Source organism: Lentzea sp. NPDC092896, from assembly GCF_044754905.1.
Classification (GTDB): Bacteria; Actinomycetota; Actinomycetes; order Mycobacteriales; family Pseudonocardiaceae; genus Lentzea.
This window is the reverse complement of sequence record NZ_JBIVPX010000015.1, coordinates 117,402-134,046: the sequence shown is the minus strand read 5'-3', so window position 1 is coordinate 134,046 and position 16,645 is coordinate 117,402. Positions and strand designations below refer to the sequence as shown.

The window sequence follows — 16,645 nt, the reverse complement described above, 5'->3', positions numbered from 1 at the left end:
GCCATCTCGCTGAAATTCGACCACGCTCGACACACCACCCTCGTGCTCGACCTGGCACACCACCAGATCGGCTAGTTGAAGTCCCGGCAACGACGGTGTGTCGGCGAAGCGATCCGCCACGACCACCGTCGGCCATGAGTCGTTCAGGCTCGTTCGTGCGCCAAACCGCCCACCTGGGCCAAAAAGCCTGCGAGCGGGCCCGCATCATCCACTGTGGACTGCGGCGCCGCTACCGTCGCGAACGAGCCGACCACCGGGTCGAGGTCACCGTCGCGGCCACGACCAGCGGGTCCGCGTCGTGGAGAGTGGCGCGGTCGCAGTGAACGTGCACGCTGAGCGTCTCCGGCACGATGTACAACGACCGTTCGTCGACTTCGTTACGGTGCGCGGAAAACAGCACCACATGTTCGTCCTCTTGCACCAGCACCGCGTCGGCCGACGCGGTCGCGTCCAGCGCACCGAGCAGCCGAGTCGAACAACTCACAGTCTCGTGCGGCAACGTGTCGTGGGCCATGGGGGATGTCGAACCTTCCGGGCGCGTCGAACCGACCGGCGCCCGTCGGAGGACGTCGGGAACTCAGTGCACAAGGTTGTTCTGTGTCAAGGTTTACGGCGACCGGCGACACGACCGCCGGTCTGGATCCCGCTCACCTGTCCCGTCGACGAATCGCCCAGGAAGCGACCACCGAGAATCCGGCGACCGGAGGCAGGCTCACGGACAGAGAAGAGCCAGCCCTCGTGCAGCGCGAGGTCCTGGTACCTCTCTCCGTTGACCGCGAGGGAGGCCGTGTCACCGTCCGGCCCGTCCACCACGTACTCCACGTCTCCATTCCGGTAACTGCCGAACATGTTGCCAGGTAATGGAATTTGCTCGTTCAACTCTGGCAGGGCGTAGTGCCCCACGGGTATGTCCCTCGACCGCAGCTCGTAAACCAACTCGTCCCACAACGCCGAGCCGGTGCCGGAATTCGTGGTGAGGGCGACTACGCGGTCGTGCGCCGGATCGACTCGAAGGCGGCAGGACGTGCCGTCGGCGTTGCCGTCGTGACCGGCCCAGTCGCCGTCGGCACCCCGGAATACGGCCCAGCCCAGCCCCCACCCGTCGGCGAGACCGAACGGTTCGGCGCCGGCGACAGGGCGTCGCATGTCCTGGCACACATCGGGATCCAGCGGTGCGGAGCCGGCGAGATGCGCGAGCCCGAACCGGACCAGGTCCTTGGCGCTCAACGCGAGCGCACCACAGGCGGCTTCGACCGCTCGGATCGTCTGGGCGACCGCGACGGCCCTGCCGCTCGTCTCGTTCACGGCGTGCCCCGGCACGAAGGAGTCGCGCGCACCCGGCCGCACCGTGAACGACGGTTCCACGCCGAGCGGCTTGAGCAGGAGCGCCTCGACCGCGTCCCACCAGCTCATCCCGGTGATCTCCTCGACCATTCGGCCGATCAGCACGTATCCGACGTTGGAATAGGTGAACCCGGAGCCGGGAGGCTGGACGAGAGCGAGCTCGCGGCAGTCGCGCAGGTACTGGCGCGTTGAGGAGGCGGCGTCGGACCGTTCGTCCAGACTCGACGGCAACCCGCTGGTGTGACTGAGGATCTGACGCAGAGTCAGTCGGCCACCGAGGCTGTCCACTTCGGTGCCCAGTTCGGGAAGGTGCGCACCGACGGGGTCGTCCAGATCGAGGTCACCATCGGCCACCAGGAGCATCGCGAGCGACGCCGTGAACGTCTTGGTGATCGACCCCACCGGGAACTTGGCGTCGGAGTCGACGTCGCCGGCGGTCACGTCGATCGCCCGGCCGTCTCCGTGGAGGGAGAGCTGGGCGGCGGGAACACCGTGGCGTCGCGCGAGATCGGCGAACATCTTCCCGAGCTGCGCGGTGTCGGTGCCGGGCATGAAAGCGAGTCCTCCCGATGCTTGCGCTACCGGGGTCCAGGGCAACACCGCGACGTTACGTCTCCCGCACACCGGCGAGTACCGCCGGATACCGCAGCATCCGCCATTCGGCCGTGCGCCGAATCACGCCTAAAACCGCGTCCACGCAGTCTGCGAGGGACGGTGGTCCTCTCGGACGTTCTCGCACGTGGTCCGGTGGGTGCCACGACGTCAAGGGGTCCGTTCTAGGGTGGACGGATGAAGGTTCTGTCCATCCAGTCGGTCGTCGCCCACGGCCACGTCGGCAACTCCGCCGCCGTGTTCCCGCTGCAGCGCCTCGGGGTCGAGGTCGTCCCGATCCCCACCGTGAACTTCTCCAACCACACCGGGTACGGCGCGTGGCGCGGTCCGCTCCTGCCGCCGTCGGACGTGGCCGAGATCCTCCTCGGGGTGGAAGAACGCGGAGTGTTCCCGCAGGTCGACGCCGTGCTGTCCGGCTACCAGGGCGGCACGGGCATCGCCGACGTGATCATCGACGCGGTGCGCAGGGTGAAGGCCGCGAACCCGGCGGCGCTCTACGCGTGCGACCCGGTGATGGGCAACGCCAAGTCCGGCTGCTTCGTCGCGCCCGAGATCCCCGTGCTGCTGCGCGACAGGGTCGTGCCGGCGGCCGACATCATCACCCCGAACCAGTTCGAGCTGGGCTTCCTCACCGGCACCGAACCGGCGAGCGTCGAGGAGACGCTGGCGTCGGCCGACCTCGCCCGCGCGATGGGCCCGTCGACCGTGCTGGTCACGAGCGTCGAGCGCCCCGACCGGGAGGAGGGCACGATCGAGATGCTCGTCGTGGACACCGCCGGGTCGTGGCTGGTGAGCACCCCGCACCTGCCGTTCAAGGCGAACGGGTCCGGCGACGTCACGGCCGCGCTGTTCACCGCCCACTACGTCCAGACCAAGGACGCGGCGCTGGCGCTGGAGCGCACCGCGTCGAGCGTCTTCGACCTGATCGACCTGACCTACCGCTCCGGTGAGCGCGAGCTGCGGCTGGTGCAGGCCCAGGAGTACTACGCGACGCCGCGGATGCAGTTCAAGGCCGAGCAGGTGCGCTGAGCCCGAGTCGCGCCACCCCGCGCAGGACGACCTGTGACCGTTCGACCGCCACCCGTGCTGGTCGGTGCCGAGCCACGAGACCGACAGCACCGGGTGGCGGGCCGGACGGTGCAGCCGCTCCCGCGTCCCCCGCCCAACTCAACGCCAAGCCCGATCCCCCGTAGAACGTCGACTGTTCCGGTGACCTCGCGGCCGACGCCGGCGCGTCTCCGCAGGTGGTGACGACTTAGGAGGTCAGCGGACCCATGCCGGCAGGAACGTCCAGGAGCGTGCTCAGATCTGCTTGTGCGCGCCTACAGCTCACTTGTCGGCCTGTCCGGGGTGGTGGTAGGGGTCCTCGAACGGGACTCCTTGCCGCCACAGGTCGCACAGCGCCTTGTTGACCGTGACCTCGTCCGCCGGTGTTGCCGGCAGAGGGAGGTGGAGCGATCCGATCAGGTCGAACCGGTGCAGGTCGAACGCGGCCCGCACGGCCTCCGCGTAGCTCTCCGCCGCTCGCCGCGCGCCCGAGTAGGCGAGCACTCCGATCGCGGCAGGCGCCAGGGTCAGCAGCAGCCACGGTCCGGAACGGAGGAGCAGCGCCGCCGAGACCACGGCGACGAAAGCGCCGGTGACCGCGGTCCGGGCGCTGGAGTCCAGGACGTCGCGGCGATCGTCGACGATCGCTCGCATGCGGTCGCCGAGCACGACGTAGAGCCTTGGCCACGCGACCACCGCGTCGAACCCGTACACGCGCCCTGCTGTGTCCTCCATGGCGGTCAGGGCGTTGCCGAGTGCTGTGGCGCGGACGAGGTGGTCGTCATGCGGGAACCGTCGCGACAGCAGCTCCCCAGCCTCTGCGGCGCGCAACACCGCCTCGGGGGCCGGCTGTGTGCCTTCGTCGAACTCGGCGGGCTCGGCAAGTGCCTGGAGCCGCTTCTTGCGACGCAACTGCCACCACCGGCCCGCGGCTCGCGGCCATCTCGGCCATCGGCCTTCCAGCAGCCGGACCGCGGCGAGCTGCACAGGGGTGAGCAGAAGGGAGACCAGCACGACGGCGAGGACGATCAGCAGCACCTGGCCCGCACCGAGCTTGGCGGTGGTGGCCCAGGCAGTGCCGAAGTCGATCCGGTTCCCAGGCGCACCGGCCCACACCAACGTCAGCAGGAACCAGGTGCCTGCGAACGTGGGAAGGAAGCTCACCACGAAGAACCGCAGCGAAAGAATGTCGAGCGAGGACTTGGCGACGTCGGCCGGGCTCATCGGACCAGCCGCATCGGGCCGTGACAGACCGGGACGGCCCGCTCGTCGTAGAAGATCCGGTGCACGGTGCGGTCGCAGACGCCGCATTCGAAGCGGATCAGCCGGAACGCGGTCGACTGCCCTGGCTGGGCCGCGCGGTCGCCGTCGCTGAACGTGCGTCTGCCGGAGAAGAACTCGGCTTCGAGGAAGGAACGCGACGTCGCGCCGATCAGTCGTCCCTCGACCGCTAGGACGATCCCACCGGGGTGGCCGTCCGTCAGCAGCAGTGCTTCCAGCGCCGCGGCCGCGGCCGTCACCGGAGTTCCCTCACGCAGATCGACCGTCACCCAGGACGGGTCCGGTGTCAGTTCGGGGTCGACCAGCAGGTCGTATCCCGGGGGGAGGTCCACTGCGAGCTCCTTCGGAGTCAGGGGCCGACGTGCACGTAGCAGGCCCACACTTCAGGACGGCGCGGTAGCCGCCGGTGCAGTTCCCGGGTGGCCCGGTGCACCGCGAGAGCAGCGGCGTCGACGCCTTCCGGCCGCACCAGGGTCGCGTAGACGGCATCGGCGACGGCGGGCGACTGCCCGTCGTCCGCCGACCACAGGGTTCCGATCACGTGGCGGTAGCCGGCCGCCGACAGCCCGGAGGCCAGGCTGATCGACTCGTCGATCAGCGCGATCCCGCCGACCGCGGTGTCGCACGCCGACAGGAAGGCGAGCTCCGCCTGCGTGAGCCGCAACGCGACCAGGTCTCGCACGGTCAGCGGGCGGTCCCAGAGCCTGATCTGCCCGTTGGCCGGCTCGGTGATGTCCTGGTGGCCGTGGCAGCAGAAGTGCGCCCACCGGTGATCTTCCAGCAGTTGCGTGACGGCGTCGCGGGTCGCTTCCTCGCCGCGGAGCACCGTCGGTGTCGTCAGGGGTGCCAGCCTGCTGCTCAGCACGCGCAGCTCGTCGTCTACCGACGGCAGGGGTGCCTGTCCCGGCGTCTCGGGCAGGCCGATCGCGAGCACCGACGGGACTGCGTCCGACACCGGGCGGGCGCGTGCCGAGGTCAGGATCGACAGCGTTGGTGTGTACGAGGACACCACTCGGTCGAAGACTCGGTCGGAGTCGCGGCCCGCGGCGTGAATCGGCTGGAACGACAGCGGCCCGACGAGGCACCACCACACGCGTGGCGCGGTCTCGTCCTCGTGGAGCTCCCCTTCGAACCCCAGATGGGTCAGGACCGGCTCCGCGATCCTGTCCCACAGCTCGGCCAGCAGCGAACGGAGGTTGCTGCGCGCCGCCACGCGGGAGGCCAGTCCGGTGCCCGTCAGATCGGTGATCACCGACAGGAGCACGTTGCACATGCGCAGCGCGTCGTCGAGATCGAGCGGCAACGGCAGAACGTCGACTCCCGCCGCGGTCACGATCAGGGCGTCACAGCGCAGCCTGCTGGTGTTGACCAGCACCACCGGTCCCCCGGCCGCGGCCTGGGTCAGGTCGGCGAACGGCATGGGCAGCAGGAAGTGTTCGAAGCCGGGGAGACCGCGGATCTGCTGGAGCAGTTCCTCCCACTCCGTCACCAGCCTCGTGTGCGCGTCACGCCGTCGCCTGGTCGAGGTGGGATCGAGGTCGGCCACGTCGGCGTCGGCCGCGGCGAGCCGGGCGCGCAGGCCGGTGAACCGCTCGGCGAGATCCGGAACGTGCGCGAGCAGTGCGGAGAGGTCCTGCTGCGACCGGAGTGCGTCCGCCCACAACACCGAGCGCCCGTGGTCGAGCAGTTCCACGGCCCGTCGCGGCCGTCCCACCTGCAACGCACAGGCGGCGGCGTCGGCCGCGACCCCTGTCCAGTCGGCGATCAGGTTCTCCCTGGTGGTCCGGTTGAGCCGGCGGCCGGTCAGATCGGGCAGCAACGCGACCGCCGCGGTGAACCCCTCCAGGGCCTCCGCGTGGTCGTCGCGGGTCATCGCCAGCATGCTCCAGAACCGGGCGGCTTTGGCACGCACTTCCGGCCGGGCGAGCGGGTGGGACGCCGCTGCCCGGTAGGCGTCGATCGCGGCTTCGGCGTCGGCGGGGTCGTCCGACACCGCGAAGCGATGTTGCCGGGCCGTGCCGAGGAGCACCAGGGTGGCCGCGCGTGCGGGATCGTCCGGCGGCGTCAGGTCCAGTGCCTGCTGGTGCGCGTCCACTGCCCGGTCGAGGTTCGTGAGCCGCCCGTCGGACGTGCTCGCCGTGATGAGCCCGAGCAGGTTCAGCACCTCGGCGCTGCCCTCGGACCGCGGCGCCTCGGCCAGTGCGCTGAGGCACAGGCGTTCCGCCTCAGCCAGGTCCTCCCGGTCTCCGTCCAGCTCGTCCCTTCCACCGGCGAGCACGAACGCGAGGTTGAGCGCGATCTTGCCTCTGGACACGTTCGCCGCGCCGATGGTGGCGAACGCCTCCCGCGCCAGCGTGATGGCTTCCTGCCGGTACGCGGGGTTCTTGCGGGCGGCGAAGAGGTTCATCAGAACGTCGCTGAGGTTCGCCAGCAGGAGCGGACGATCGGGAACGTCCGGTCCCATCGCCGCGATCGCCCGGCGCGCCACCTCGGCCGCCTCGGCCAGGTCCGCCGGTTCACCCGTGTGGCGATAGCGCAGCAGCAAAGCCTGCCGGAACGTGTCGACGCAGGCAGCGTGGCCCGCCGTCCCGCGCTCCGAACTCTCCACCGCGGCACGTGCCTCCAGCACGGCGTCGTCCAGATCGGCCACGCGTCCCATGCGGGAGAACCGCCGCAACAGCGAGGCGGCCAGTCCGGTCCGCACGGCGTCGCGCGCCCAGTAGTCGTCCGGCATGATCCGCACGGCGCGCCGGTGGTGCTCGACGGCCCGGCCGATCAGGTCGATGTCGCCCGTGAGCTCGAACCGCAACGCCGTGACGGTCGCCAGCAGGTGCAGCGCTCTCGTCTCCTCGGTGTGGCCGGGTGGGGTGAGGGAGACCGCGGCCTCGGCGCACTCGGTGGCCTCGACCAGGTCGCTCTCGATCCCGAAATGCACGTAGGAGGTCGACAACGCGGTCCCCAGCGACCACAGGCGAGCCGAGCGCGTGCCGGGAAGGGCGTCGTCCCCGGTGTCACGGAGGGCGGCGCGACCGGCGGTGACCGCCTCTCGGAGATCGGCGGCGTCACCGCTGTGCTCGAACCTGATTCTCAGTGCGAGACACAGGTCGCTCCACTGCATCCCCGCCGTGCCGTGATCCGCCGTGGCGGCCTCAGCGGCCGTTCGCAGCAGTGTGACCGCCGCGTCCAGGTCGGCCATGTTCCCCGTTCCCTCGAACCGGCTGCGCAACGCCACCGCCAGGACGTTCAACCGGGTGCCGCGGCGGGGATCGTCCGGCGACGTCGCCTCGACCGACGCCCTGCCCTCGTTCACCGCCTCCTCGACGTGTTCCGGCCGTCCAGTGCGGTCGAAGACCATGCGGGCACCGTTGCTCAGTCCCACCCGCATCTCCGGCAGGTCTTCGGCATCCGCCGCGGCGACCGACTCGCGGAACATCCGCAGCGCGTGCTCACCGTCTTCGCCGAGCCCCGAGTTGTGGTAGCGCGTGAGCCACGCGCTACCCACGTCGTTCAGAGATCCCGCCCGCAACGGATGCCGGGCCGGCAGCATCTCGACGGCCTCGAGGAGAACGCCGATGGCGCGGTCGATCAGAACCAGGTCACCTCGCCGGGCGCCCTCGTCCGCCATCCTCCTGCCGGTGACGGTCAACGTCCGCACGCGCTGGTCGAGCACCAGCTCGCCCGCTTCGTCGAGCCGTTTGCGCGCCAACGGGTGCAGCCACTGCGGCGCGATGTCGTGCACCATCGCGAACAGCTTCAGCATCGTGTGGAGGTCGCGACCGGCCAGTTCGATCGGCGAGGACTCGTACCGGGCCCAGTGCAACATCCCCACCCACATCAGGGCTTCCGGGTCACGCACGAGGATCCCCTGGTCCGCGTAACCGGGACCCAGCAGCCGCACGGCCTCGGCGACGGCCTCGGGCGCGAGCACCGAAGAGCCGTCCTGGGACCGGGTGAACGCCATGAACCGGTCCTGGATCGCCTTCAGGTACTTCTCGCGCATGGACGGGTAGTCGGCTTCCGAACCGATGTCGTTAGCCCCTCCCCTTCCTCGCCCGGTCAGCGGGCTCGTGCCGGGAGGAACGTGCGGACGTCGACGCGGGCGAACCGGCGCGGGACCGTTGTGCGCATGCGGCTTCTGGCCTGTCGGACACGGCGGCTACCGAAGAGCGGGCCCGATCCACCGGCGGACCAGAGCCCGCAGCTGGTCGTCGGTGAGCGCCGGCGTCGAGGGATGCTGCAGGAACGACAGGAAGAGCCGCATCAGGATCTCGGCGAGCCCCTGGAGCTCGTCGTCGGTGGCGATCCCGGCACCGGCCCAGTCCACCGGCACCTCGCGGAGGATGCGCGCGCCGAGCGCGAAGGACTCCGGGGAGGTCACCGCGACGGTGAAGAAGTCGGATTCGCCCGCCTGCAGGAGCAGGCCCAGGTACGGCTCCCGCGGGACCTCCAGGACGCCGAACACCACGGACTCCACGGCCACCTCGGCCGGGCTGCCGAACGAGGCGAGGTGCCGTGCCATCCGCGCGGCGAAGTCCTCGACGCCTGCCAGCGCGACGGCGCTGAGGATGTCCGCGAGGCGTGGGAAGTAGCGGTAGACGGTCTGCCGCGTCACGCCCGCCTCGGCGGCGACCACGGACATGCTGGTCTTGGCGAGCCCGACGCGGTCCACACAGGCCATCGCCGCCTTCACGATCCGGCGGCGCGCCTCGTCCTCGGTGCCGGGAGGGTTGCCCTGCCAGCCGTGGTACCCCATGCGCACCATCATCCCTGAGAGCGTTGGCTCACACGGTGGAAGGTGCTTTCCGGTGCACGCGACGCAGCGCCGCGAGCAACAGACCGGCCCCGATGAAACAGGCGAGCGCGTAGAGCGCGCCTGCGATCGGTGGGCCGTCAGGAAGAGCGCTGAGCCAGAACACCGCCATTCCGCCCAGGTAGACGGCTGGGTAGATCCGGACGAAGGCGGACAGCGGTTCACCAGGGCCCGGCGACCTCAGCTGCGACAGGACGATCCAGCCACCGGCCAGCCACACCAGAGCCAGCTCGACGCCGAGAACCCAGGCCTGGGCGGTGGCGTTGCCGCTGAAGAGGCTCGACGGAATGCCCGCGATCGTCATGGTCGGTGGCGTGAGGACGCCGGCGAGCAGGACGCGCGGCACCAACGACCGCCCGCGGCGCTCGCCGGCCAGGCGCACGACCAGATACGTCATGGCCCCCAACGAAACGGACGCGAACAACAGCATGCTCGTCATCGGCACCCCTGCCAGCGCGGGGTGGTTGACGATGCGGTTGTCCGGGTTCCAGGCCCACCACTGCAGCCGAGGTCCGATGTGGTCGAAGACCTCGTAGAACACCTGGCAGGCGAAGGCGACGGCGACCGACCCCACGAGCGCGCCGCGGCGCCGGAAGATGCCGAGCGACCGCACCAGCTCGTAGGCGAGCTGACTGATCACCGGGTAGAACGCGATGATGTAGAGCGGCAACCTGTCCCACATGAACTGCACGGTGAACTGGTTGTGGGCGAAGATGAAACCGTAGATCTCGTCGAGTCCGAACCACTCCGGGAAGTACAGCGGCGGTTCGACCACCGCGAGGTACACCAGCGACGTCCACCACAGCGCCAGGTTGATCGGATCGCCGTGGCGGTAGCGGCGCACCGCGTGCACCAGAGCGAAAACGGCGCCGCCGATGACGAGCAGCTCGAGCAGCGGCATCGTCCAGTGCGCGAGATCCCACGGAAACCGCACCGAGACCACGGGTGACACGTCGTGGCAGTCGAAGCCGAGGCCGCGGACGACGGCTTCCGCCTCCGGCCCGCACCCGGCGCTCATCGAGCGGTAACCGTTGCCGCGGCACCGTTCGGCGAGTAGTCCGTGGCCGGCGGCTCCGCCTGGGGATCGAACCCGAAGGGGATCCGCTGCCGTCCCAGCGCCGTCCGGATCCGGTAGCGCACGAGCGCCGCGATCACCCGCGGGTTCCGCATCATCTCGCCCAGCGACTCGTCCATGTTGAACACCTTCGCGAAGTGCTTGTCGACCACCTCGTACTCACGCGCCGCACCGACGATGAGGCTGAAAGCCGGGCCGGACATGGCCGCGAGAACGCGACGCCACCACTCCGGCACCTTCTCGGTGCCCACCGCGCACTCGTAGCCCTGGTCCCTCGCCATGGCCAGCGACCAGGGCACGGTGAGCGATTTGCGTTGTGCCGCGGAGAACCTGGTGCAGACCTCCGCGTCGAGGCGTCGCGCGCGAGACAGGTGCTCGCGCAGCAACAGCGCGGACATCGCCGCAGAGCTGATTCCCTGTGCGTAGAACGGGTTGAACGCGCAGATCGAGTCGCCGACGAACACCAGACCTGGTGTGCTCACGCGGTCGTAACGCCGCCACTTGTTGCCCGTCGACCGGGTCAGGTGCACCTCCGAGGTGGGTGAACACCGGTCCATCGCGGCCGCGAACAACGGCGTCCGCACCCGGCGCGCCGACTCGACGAACGCCTCGGTGGTGCGGGGCATGTCGATTCCCCACGAGCCCATGCAGGCGATGACCCGGTTCCCCTCGACGGGAAAGAAGTTCACCAGGAACTCGTGCTCGGCGGGGTGCTCCCCCTTGTCCGGGGTGGGCATGATCACCAGGTGCCGCCACCACCACGACGCCGGTCGCTCGGCCGGTGAGGGCAGCTCGTACCAGCGCGAGGTGTAGGTGACCTTGGCGTCGAGCGTGCGCACCTCGGGCTCGGGCCATCCGGCGGCCACGAGCCAGCCGCTGACCGCGGACCCGCGCCCCATCGCGTCCACCACGAGGTCGGCGTCGAGGCGCTCCTCGCCGGCGGACGTGGACAGGCCGACCCCGGTGACCGCCCCGTCCCGCGTGGTGAGGCCGCGCACCGAGACACCCTCGCGAATGGTCGTGTTGGGCAGAACTCGAACCGCGTCGCGCAACACGCGTTCGATGAGGATCCGCGATCCGTAGATCATCGTCATCGCCCCGCGCTTGCGCGCCGACCAGCCCTCCCCGTCGAGGTAGGCGGCGTCCAGAGACGGCATCAGGTGCAACCCGCCCGCGGCGATGAGCTCATCCTCGAATCCGGGGAACAGCGACCCGATCGCGCGCCGTCCCGAGTTCAGCAGGAAGTGCGGGTGCTTGCTCTGCGGCACGCCACGCCGGTGCTCCGCGACGGCCGGGAGCTCGTCCCGTTCCAGCACCACCACCTGGTCGAAGTAGGGGGCGAGCGCCCCGGCGGCGCACAGACCAGCGGTGCTGCCACCCAGTACGACGGCGGTTCTGCCCAGCGTCACGCGGACCACCCCTCGTCATTCATACAACCAGAGCTCGAATGTATGAATGACGAGAGGTGGCGTCAATCCGGCTTACGGGCTACGGCTCCTCCACGAGCGCCGGCCGGGCCAGCCGCCGCCGGGCCTACCAGCCCCAGCGCGATGCCGGCTGGTCCTGGTGGCGCGGTTGTCGTGGTGCCAGGTCAAGGAAGTGGAACGCGGGCAACGGGCCGGTGCAGATCGCCGTGACGCCGGCCAGCGCGGCGACACCGTCCCGCACTGCCTCGACCTCGCCGAGCGGAACCAGGAACGCGCGGTGTTCCTCGGTGTGCACCGGCGGGTCGAGCAGTGCCACCGCGAGGGCAACGGCTGAAACCGACGCGAGCATTCCGTCGGCCTGGTTCCGGCGCCAGGCCACGATCTGCCGCGCGATCCGTTCGCCCTGTGCGATGGTGGCGGCGAGATCGGCCCCGCCGCCGGTGAAGCCGCTTTCGTTGTGGACGGCGCGTAGTGCGGTGTCCTCGTCGAACACCAAGCGCACGTGCACCTCTGCCACACCGTCGAGCTGGTTCAGCCGGTCTCGCACCACCGGCACGGACAGCGCGTGCACGGCGGCACGGGCGGCTGTCTCGTCCACTGCCGTGGTGCCGATGCGCAGCGGCACCACCGGTCCGCCTGGCAGCAGCGCGCACAACCCGGCCAGGTCGTCGACGGCCTCCTGCTCGGTCAGCGCGCGGCCATCGGGATGCTCGCTGACGACGACGGCGAGGTCCTCCAGCTCGACGAGCCGGAACGGGGACCCGTGCGGCAGCAGATGGGTCGCCCGTACGACGGCGTGCAGGTGCAGGCTCACGGGTGGGTCTGCTCCGCCGGCACCGGGGTGGCCACGGCAGGGGTGACCACAGCGGGGACAGCGGCGGCCAGCAGGCCGTAGGTGCCGCCGATGCCTTGTGCGACGGGCGGCGGTACGACCACTCCGCGCCGGACCGTCTCCAGGCGGTGCATCGCCTCCAGGTACCGGATGTAGGTGTCGACGCTGGCGATCACGACCTTGATCTCGATGGCCAGGATCTCGATGCCGATCAGCGAGACGCGCACCGACGCGTCGATCACGAGTCCCTTGTCCAGCAGTACGTTCAGCACGTCGGCCAGGCCGCCCGAGTTCTGCGTGGCGGGAGCGGTCACGATGATGTCCTCTCTTCGTGCAGCAGGCTCGCGATGTCGACGGGAAGCCTGACCGCGGAGGTGTCCGGTTCTCCGAGTGCTTCGCGCAGCGCCGCGAACTGGCGTTGCAGCGAGACCAGCGCCTGCCCCAGGTTCTCGACCTCCTCGTCGGTGAGGGTGCCGGCGTCCACCCGGCGCAGTGCTTGGCGTTCCAGCAGTTCACACACGATCTCCAGGACCGCCACGACGATCCGGCCGAGTCCTCTGCCCGCGTCCTGCGCACTCACCTGGCGCCGCCGAGGCCGATCAGCAGCAGTCGCAGGTCGAGCCGGATCAGCTCGACACCCGCCAGCGTGATGACCACGTCACCGCGCACGACCGCACCCCGGTGCACTACGCGGTCGAGCAGGTCGACCAGGGTCGTGGTGCTGTGCTCAGGCATCGGCGAACTCCACCTTCGTGAACGAGTACGGCGGCCACGGCCCGGTGATCTCCGCTGACAGCCCCAGTTCCCCGGTCAGCCGGTGGACCTCCGCCTGGAAGTCCTCCTCGTTTCCGGTGTCGACCAGGTACGCCGCTTCGAGGAGCAGATCGCCCGCGAGGTCGCGGAAGGTGCTCTCGGCGGCTCGCCGGGCCAGTTCCCGATGCACGGCAGCGGCGTCGTGACGGGCGTTCTCGGCGGCGGCCAGCCGTGCACGCCGTTGCAAGAGGTAAGCCGTTCCCGACACCTCGTCCAGGTTCACCGGATCCTGCCCGGCCGCGCGGACCCGCACTCCCCACTCCCGCCGTCCCTCCACCCGGTCCAGCCAGGCCAGCGCCTCCACGTGACGGGCGCTGAGCAGCCGTACGGCGGCGTCGGCGCCGTCGAGGACGGTGCCGAACCGCAACGGCAGCACCGGTTCGTGCCGGAACACGGCGCGCACCACGGCGTCGTGCTCGCGGACCAGCACGGCCAACGGGCTGTTCTCCTCTGGTTCGTCGCAGTCGAGCCCGGTGAACCGGTCGAGGTCGACCTCGGCCACGACCAGCGCCAGGCCCCGATGGCTGATCAGACAGGGCCCTTCCAGGTCGATCCGCCGTGCTCTGGTGATCGCGTAGGCGTACAGGCCGCGTCTCACGCCCGTTCCTCCCCCAGTGCCCGCTCCAACGCCGCGACGCGGTCGCGCAGGTCGGCGTTCGCCTGGGCCAACTCGTTCTTCCCGGTGTCCGTTTCCACCGCTTTCGGCGTGAAGAACGGATCGTTCGTCCACCAGTCCATTCCCATTTCACGCGCTGTCTGCGCGGACGCGATGAACAGCCGGACTCGCAACGTGAGGAGCTCGATGTCCACCACGCACACGGCAATGTCGCCGACAATCACGACGCCTTTGTCGAGAACCCGTTCCAATGTGTCGGCGAGCGAACTGGATGTGTTGTTCACCTCTCGCAACCGTCCCGTCACATGTCAGTCGTTCCACGGGTGTAGCGCCTGAGCCGCTCGCAGGCGCACAGCTCACCCGCCGGGTCGACGTCGACCCGATAGGTGGCGATGATGCTGGTGGTGGCGGGGATGCGTTCGAGTTCGACGACGTCTACCAGCACCGACCAGCCGCCGTCCGGCAGCGCGCGTATCCCCGAAACGGCTTCCGGCGCCCTGCCGATCAGAGCACCGAACTGCTCCGTCGCAGCGCGAATGGCGAATGCGGCACTCAATTTCTCAGGTTTGCCAGGTGGATGAGTATCGTTCGATTCGACGTCCACTAGAAACATCTTAGGCATACGGGACCGAACGTTACCGCATCCACTGAGGGGAACAATTGACACATTCACTCAGGCGGTCGAACGAATCGAATACTGGTCCAGCTGCCCGAATGCGCAGCGCCGAAAGGCGTCTCAGCCGCGTCCGTTGGAACGCAGGACGGCCGGGGCCGCCTTCGCGAGGAAGGCGGCCCCGGCTCTGTCGTCATGACGCCAGGGGTTTGTCCCCCTGCACGCCCCACGCGACGGTGAACTGGTCGCGCACGAACCACTGCCCGGTGGACGGGCGCCAGACCGCCAGGTCCCCCACCCCGTCGCCGTTGTAGTCGCCGGGCACCGGCACGTCGCCCTGCTGACCCCACTGCGTCGAGCTGACGCCGCGCACGTGCCACTCACCGGTCGACGGACGCCACACCGTCAGGTCGAACCCGCCGTCACCGTCGTAGTCGCCCACCACGGGAACGTCACCGCTCTGTCCCCATTGGACGGACACGACGACGCCGAACACACCGATGTAGTGCCAGGTGCCGGTGGACGGACGCCACACGGCGGCCTGCGCCGCGCCGTCGCCGTCGTAGTCGGCGGGCACCGGGATGTCACCCTGCTGGCCCCACTGCTGGGTGAACTGGTTGCGCACGAACCACTGGCCCGTCGACGGACGCCACACCGCGACGTCGGTGATCTCGTCGCCGTTGTAGTCACCCTGCACCGGGACGTCGCCCTGCTGCCCCCACGCGACGGTGAACTGGCCGTTCACGAACCACTGACCGGTGGACGGACGCCACACCGCCACGTCGGACACGCCGTCACCGTTGTAGTCGCCCGGCACCGGGACGTCGCCCTGCTGACCCCACTGCTGAGTGAACTGGTTGCGCACGAACCACTGGCCCGTCGACGGACGCCACACAGTGGTGTCCGTGCGCTGGTCGCCGTTGTAGTCGCCGTCCGGCCCGCCGAAGGTGTAGCGGGAGTTGAGCAGCAGGTTCGGCGAGCCCGCGCCCGCGTTCACCACCACGTCCTTGACGGACTCGGTGAACGCCATCTCGAACCAGACGGTGGTCGGCGAGGCGTTCGCGTTGCGCTGCAGGTACAGCGCGGCGACACCGGCGGCGTGCGGCGCCGCCATCGACGTTCCGCTGAGCGACCTGGTGGCGGTGTCGCTGGTGTTCGACAGCGAGGTGATGTCGTCGCCGGGCGCGAAGACGTCCACACAGCTGCCGAAGTTGCTGCCACCGCTGGTCCAGTTCGTCGGCCGCACGTCGTTGCGGTCGGTGGCGCCGACGGTGATCGCGTTCGGCGCGCGGGCCGGCGAGGTCTGGCAGGCGTCGACGTTCGAGTTGCCCGCGGCGACCGCGTACGTGATGCCCGCGGCGATCGAGGCTTCGACCGCCGCGTCCAGCGCCGCACTGGCACCGCCACCGAGGCTCATGTTCGCCACGGCCGGGCGCACGGCGTTCTGGGTCACCCAGTCGACACCGCTGATGACACCTGTGGTGGTGCCCGAACCGAAGCAGTTGAGGACCTTCACCGCCACCAGCCGCACGGACTTCGCGACGCCGTGCGTGGTGCCTCCGATGGTGCCCGCCACGTGGGTGCCGTGGCCGTTGCAGTCGGTGTTGTTGTTGTCGCCAGTGGTGTTCGTGCCCCAACTCGCGCGGCCGCCGAAGTCCGTGTGCGTCGTGCGGATGCCGGTGTCGATCACGTACGCACGCACGTCGCGGGCACCGGAACCGGCGGAGACGTACTGGCCGTTGGACCTCCCGCTGATCTGGTCGAGCCGGTCGAGGCCCCACAACGCCGACGGCGTCGGCTGGGTCGCGTCCGCGGTGATCTCGGCGTCCTGTTCGACGTAGGCGACGCGCGGGTCCGCCGCGATCCGCCTGGCCGTGGTCTCGTCGGCCCCGAGCGCGAACCCCTTGAGCGCGTGCCGCCAGGTCTGCCTCACCTCACCGCCACCGTTCCTGGTGACGACGTCCGCCGCGTCCGCGTTCTCCTTGAGCACCACGATGTATCGGCCCGCGATGGTCTTCGCCCCCGCGCCCACGCGGATCTCGCCCTGTGCCGCAGTCGCGGGTGTGGCCAGCCCCGCGAAAGCGAGCGCCGCTGTCGCAAGGGTGAGCACCACCCGTCTTGATGAGTACGACAATTCCGTCCTCCCAACGAAATCGTGGACATGTCCCCCGACGT

17 protein-coding genes are annotated in these 16,645 nt (G+C 69.7%); 1 reads left to right on the top strand and 16 read right to left on the bottom strand.

Features of this window, described 5'->3' with window-relative positions:
• Window positions 1-229 precede the first annotated feature (229 nt).
• Both ACIQF0_RS44765 and ACIQF0_RS44760 read right to left on the bottom strand, forming a co-directional pair.
• On the bottom strand, window positions 230-514 hold the full coding sequence (locus ACIQF0_RS44765) for a hypothetical protein (protein ID WP_401040689.1): 285 nt from the start codon (window positions 512-514) through the stop codon (window positions 230-232).
• Between the two features lie 86 nt (window positions 515-600).
• Complete coding sequence (locus ACIQF0_RS44760) at window positions 601-1,896, bottom strand: serine hydrolase domain-containing protein (RefSeq protein ID WP_401040686.1); 1,296 nt, start codon at window positions 1,894-1,896, stop codon at window positions 601-603.
• 237 nt (window positions 1,897-2,133) lie between these two features.
• Between ACIQF0_RS44760 and pdxY the strand changes: the two genes are divergently transcribed.
• A complete protein-coding gene (gene pdxY, locus ACIQF0_RS44755; protein WP_360045640.1) occupies window positions 2,134-2,985 on the top strand; it encodes a pyridoxal kinase PdxY in 852 nt (283 codons plus the stop codon).
• A gap of 300 nt (window positions 2,986-3,285) precedes the next feature.
• Here the strand turns inward: pdxY and ACIQF0_RS44750 are convergent, their stop codons facing one another.
• The 14 genes from ACIQF0_RS44750 to ACIQF0_RS44685 form a co-directional block, all read right to left on the bottom strand.
• Complete coding sequence (locus tag ACIQF0_RS44750; RefSeq protein WP_401040682.1) at window positions 3,286-4,227, bottom strand: hypothetical protein; 942 nt, start codon at window positions 4,225-4,227, stop codon at window positions 3,286-3,288.
• Window positions 4,224-4,616 carry a hypothetical protein gene (locus ACIQF0_RS44745; protein ID WP_401040679.1) on the bottom strand — a complete coding sequence of 131 codons (393 nt, stop codon included), beginning with the start codon at window positions 4,614-4,616 and terminating at the stop codon, window positions 4,224-4,226. Before ACIQF0_RS44745 ends, ACIQF0_RS44750 begins: the two co-directional genes overlap by 4 nt.
• Window positions 4,617-4,633: 17 nt before the next feature.
• Window positions 4,634-8,284, bottom strand: a complete 3,651-nt coding sequence (locus ACIQF0_RS44740) for a CHAT domain-containing protein (RefSeq protein ID WP_401040677.1) — start codon at window positions 8,282-8,284, stop codon at window positions 4,634-4,636.
• A 156-nt stretch (window positions 8,285-8,440) separates the two neighbouring features.
• The gene (locus ACIQF0_RS44735; RefSeq protein ID WP_401040779.1) at window positions 8,441-9,037 is read right to left on the bottom strand and encodes a TetR/AcrR family transcriptional regulator; all 597 of its coding nucleotides are present in this window, start codon (window positions 9,035-9,037) and stop codon (window positions 8,441-8,443) included.
• A gap of 28 nt (window positions 9,038-9,065) precedes the next feature.
• Window positions 9,066-10,112: a hypothetical protein gene (locus ACIQF0_RS44730; RefSeq protein ID WP_401040674.1), complete on the bottom strand. Its 1,047-nt coding sequence runs from the start codon at window positions 10,110-10,112 to the stop codon at window positions 9,066-9,068.
• Window positions 10,109-11,578 carry an FAD-dependent oxidoreductase gene (locus tag ACIQF0_RS44725; protein ID WP_401040672.1) on the bottom strand — a complete coding sequence of 490 codons (1,470 nt, stop codon included), beginning with the start codon at window positions 11,576-11,578 and terminating at the stop codon, window positions 10,109-10,111. The genes ACIQF0_RS44730 and ACIQF0_RS44725 overlap by 4 nt, the downstream gene beginning before the upstream one ends.
• A 124-nt stretch (window positions 11,579-11,702) precedes the next feature.
• Complete coding sequence (locus ACIQF0_RS44720; protein ID WP_401040670.1) at window positions 11,703-12,410, bottom strand: GvpL/GvpF family gas vesicle protein; 708 nt, start codon at window positions 12,408-12,410, stop codon at window positions 11,703-11,705.
• Complete coding sequence (gvpJ, locus tag ACIQF0_RS44715) at window positions 12,407-12,742, bottom strand: gas vesicle protein GvpJ (RefSeq protein WP_360045626.1); 336 nt, start codon at window positions 12,740-12,742, stop codon at window positions 12,407-12,409. The genes ACIQF0_RS44720 and gvpJ (ACIQF0_RS44715) overlap by 4 nt, the downstream gene beginning before the upstream one ends.
• Window positions 12,739-13,008: a gas vesicle protein K gene (locus tag ACIQF0_RS44710; RefSeq protein WP_360045624.1), complete on the bottom strand. Its 270-nt coding sequence runs from the start codon at window positions 13,006-13,008 to the stop codon at window positions 12,739-12,741. Before ACIQF0_RS44710 ends, gvpJ (ACIQF0_RS44715) begins: the two co-directional genes overlap by 4 nt.
• Complete coding sequence (gene gvpJ / locus ACIQF0_RS44705; protein ID WP_319980723.1) at window positions 13,005-13,163, bottom strand: gas vesicle protein GvpJ; 159 nt, start codon at window positions 13,161-13,163, stop codon at window positions 13,005-13,007. The genes ACIQF0_RS44710 and gvpJ (ACIQF0_RS44705) overlap by 4 nt, the downstream gene beginning before the upstream one ends.
• Complete coding sequence (locus ACIQF0_RS44700) at window positions 13,156-13,839, bottom strand: GvpL/GvpF family gas vesicle protein (RefSeq protein ID WP_401040665.1); 684 nt, start codon at window positions 13,837-13,839, stop codon at window positions 13,156-13,158. The genes gvpJ (ACIQF0_RS44705) and ACIQF0_RS44700 overlap by 8 nt, the downstream gene beginning before the upstream one ends.
• The gene (locus ACIQF0_RS44695; RefSeq protein WP_401040661.1) at window positions 13,836-14,141 is read right to left on the bottom strand and encodes a gas vesicle protein; all 306 of its coding nucleotides are present in this window, start codon (window positions 14,139-14,141) and stop codon (window positions 13,836-13,838) included. Before ACIQF0_RS44695 ends, ACIQF0_RS44700 begins: the two co-directional genes overlap by 4 nt.
• Window positions 14,142-14,158: 17 nt before the next feature.
• On the bottom strand, window positions 14,159-14,461 hold the full coding sequence (locus ACIQF0_RS44690) for a gas vesicle protein (protein WP_401040658.1): 303 nt from the start codon (window positions 14,459-14,461) through the stop codon (window positions 14,159-14,161).
• Window positions 14,462-14,663: 202 nt separating this feature from the next.
• Window positions 14,664-16,580 carry a S8 family serine peptidase gene (locus ACIQF0_RS44685; RefSeq protein ID WP_401040656.1) on the bottom strand — a complete coding sequence of 639 codons (1,917 nt, stop codon included), beginning with the start codon at window positions 16,578-16,580 and terminating at the stop codon, window positions 14,664-14,666.
• Between the last annotated feature and the right edge of the window lie 65 nt (window positions 16,581-16,645).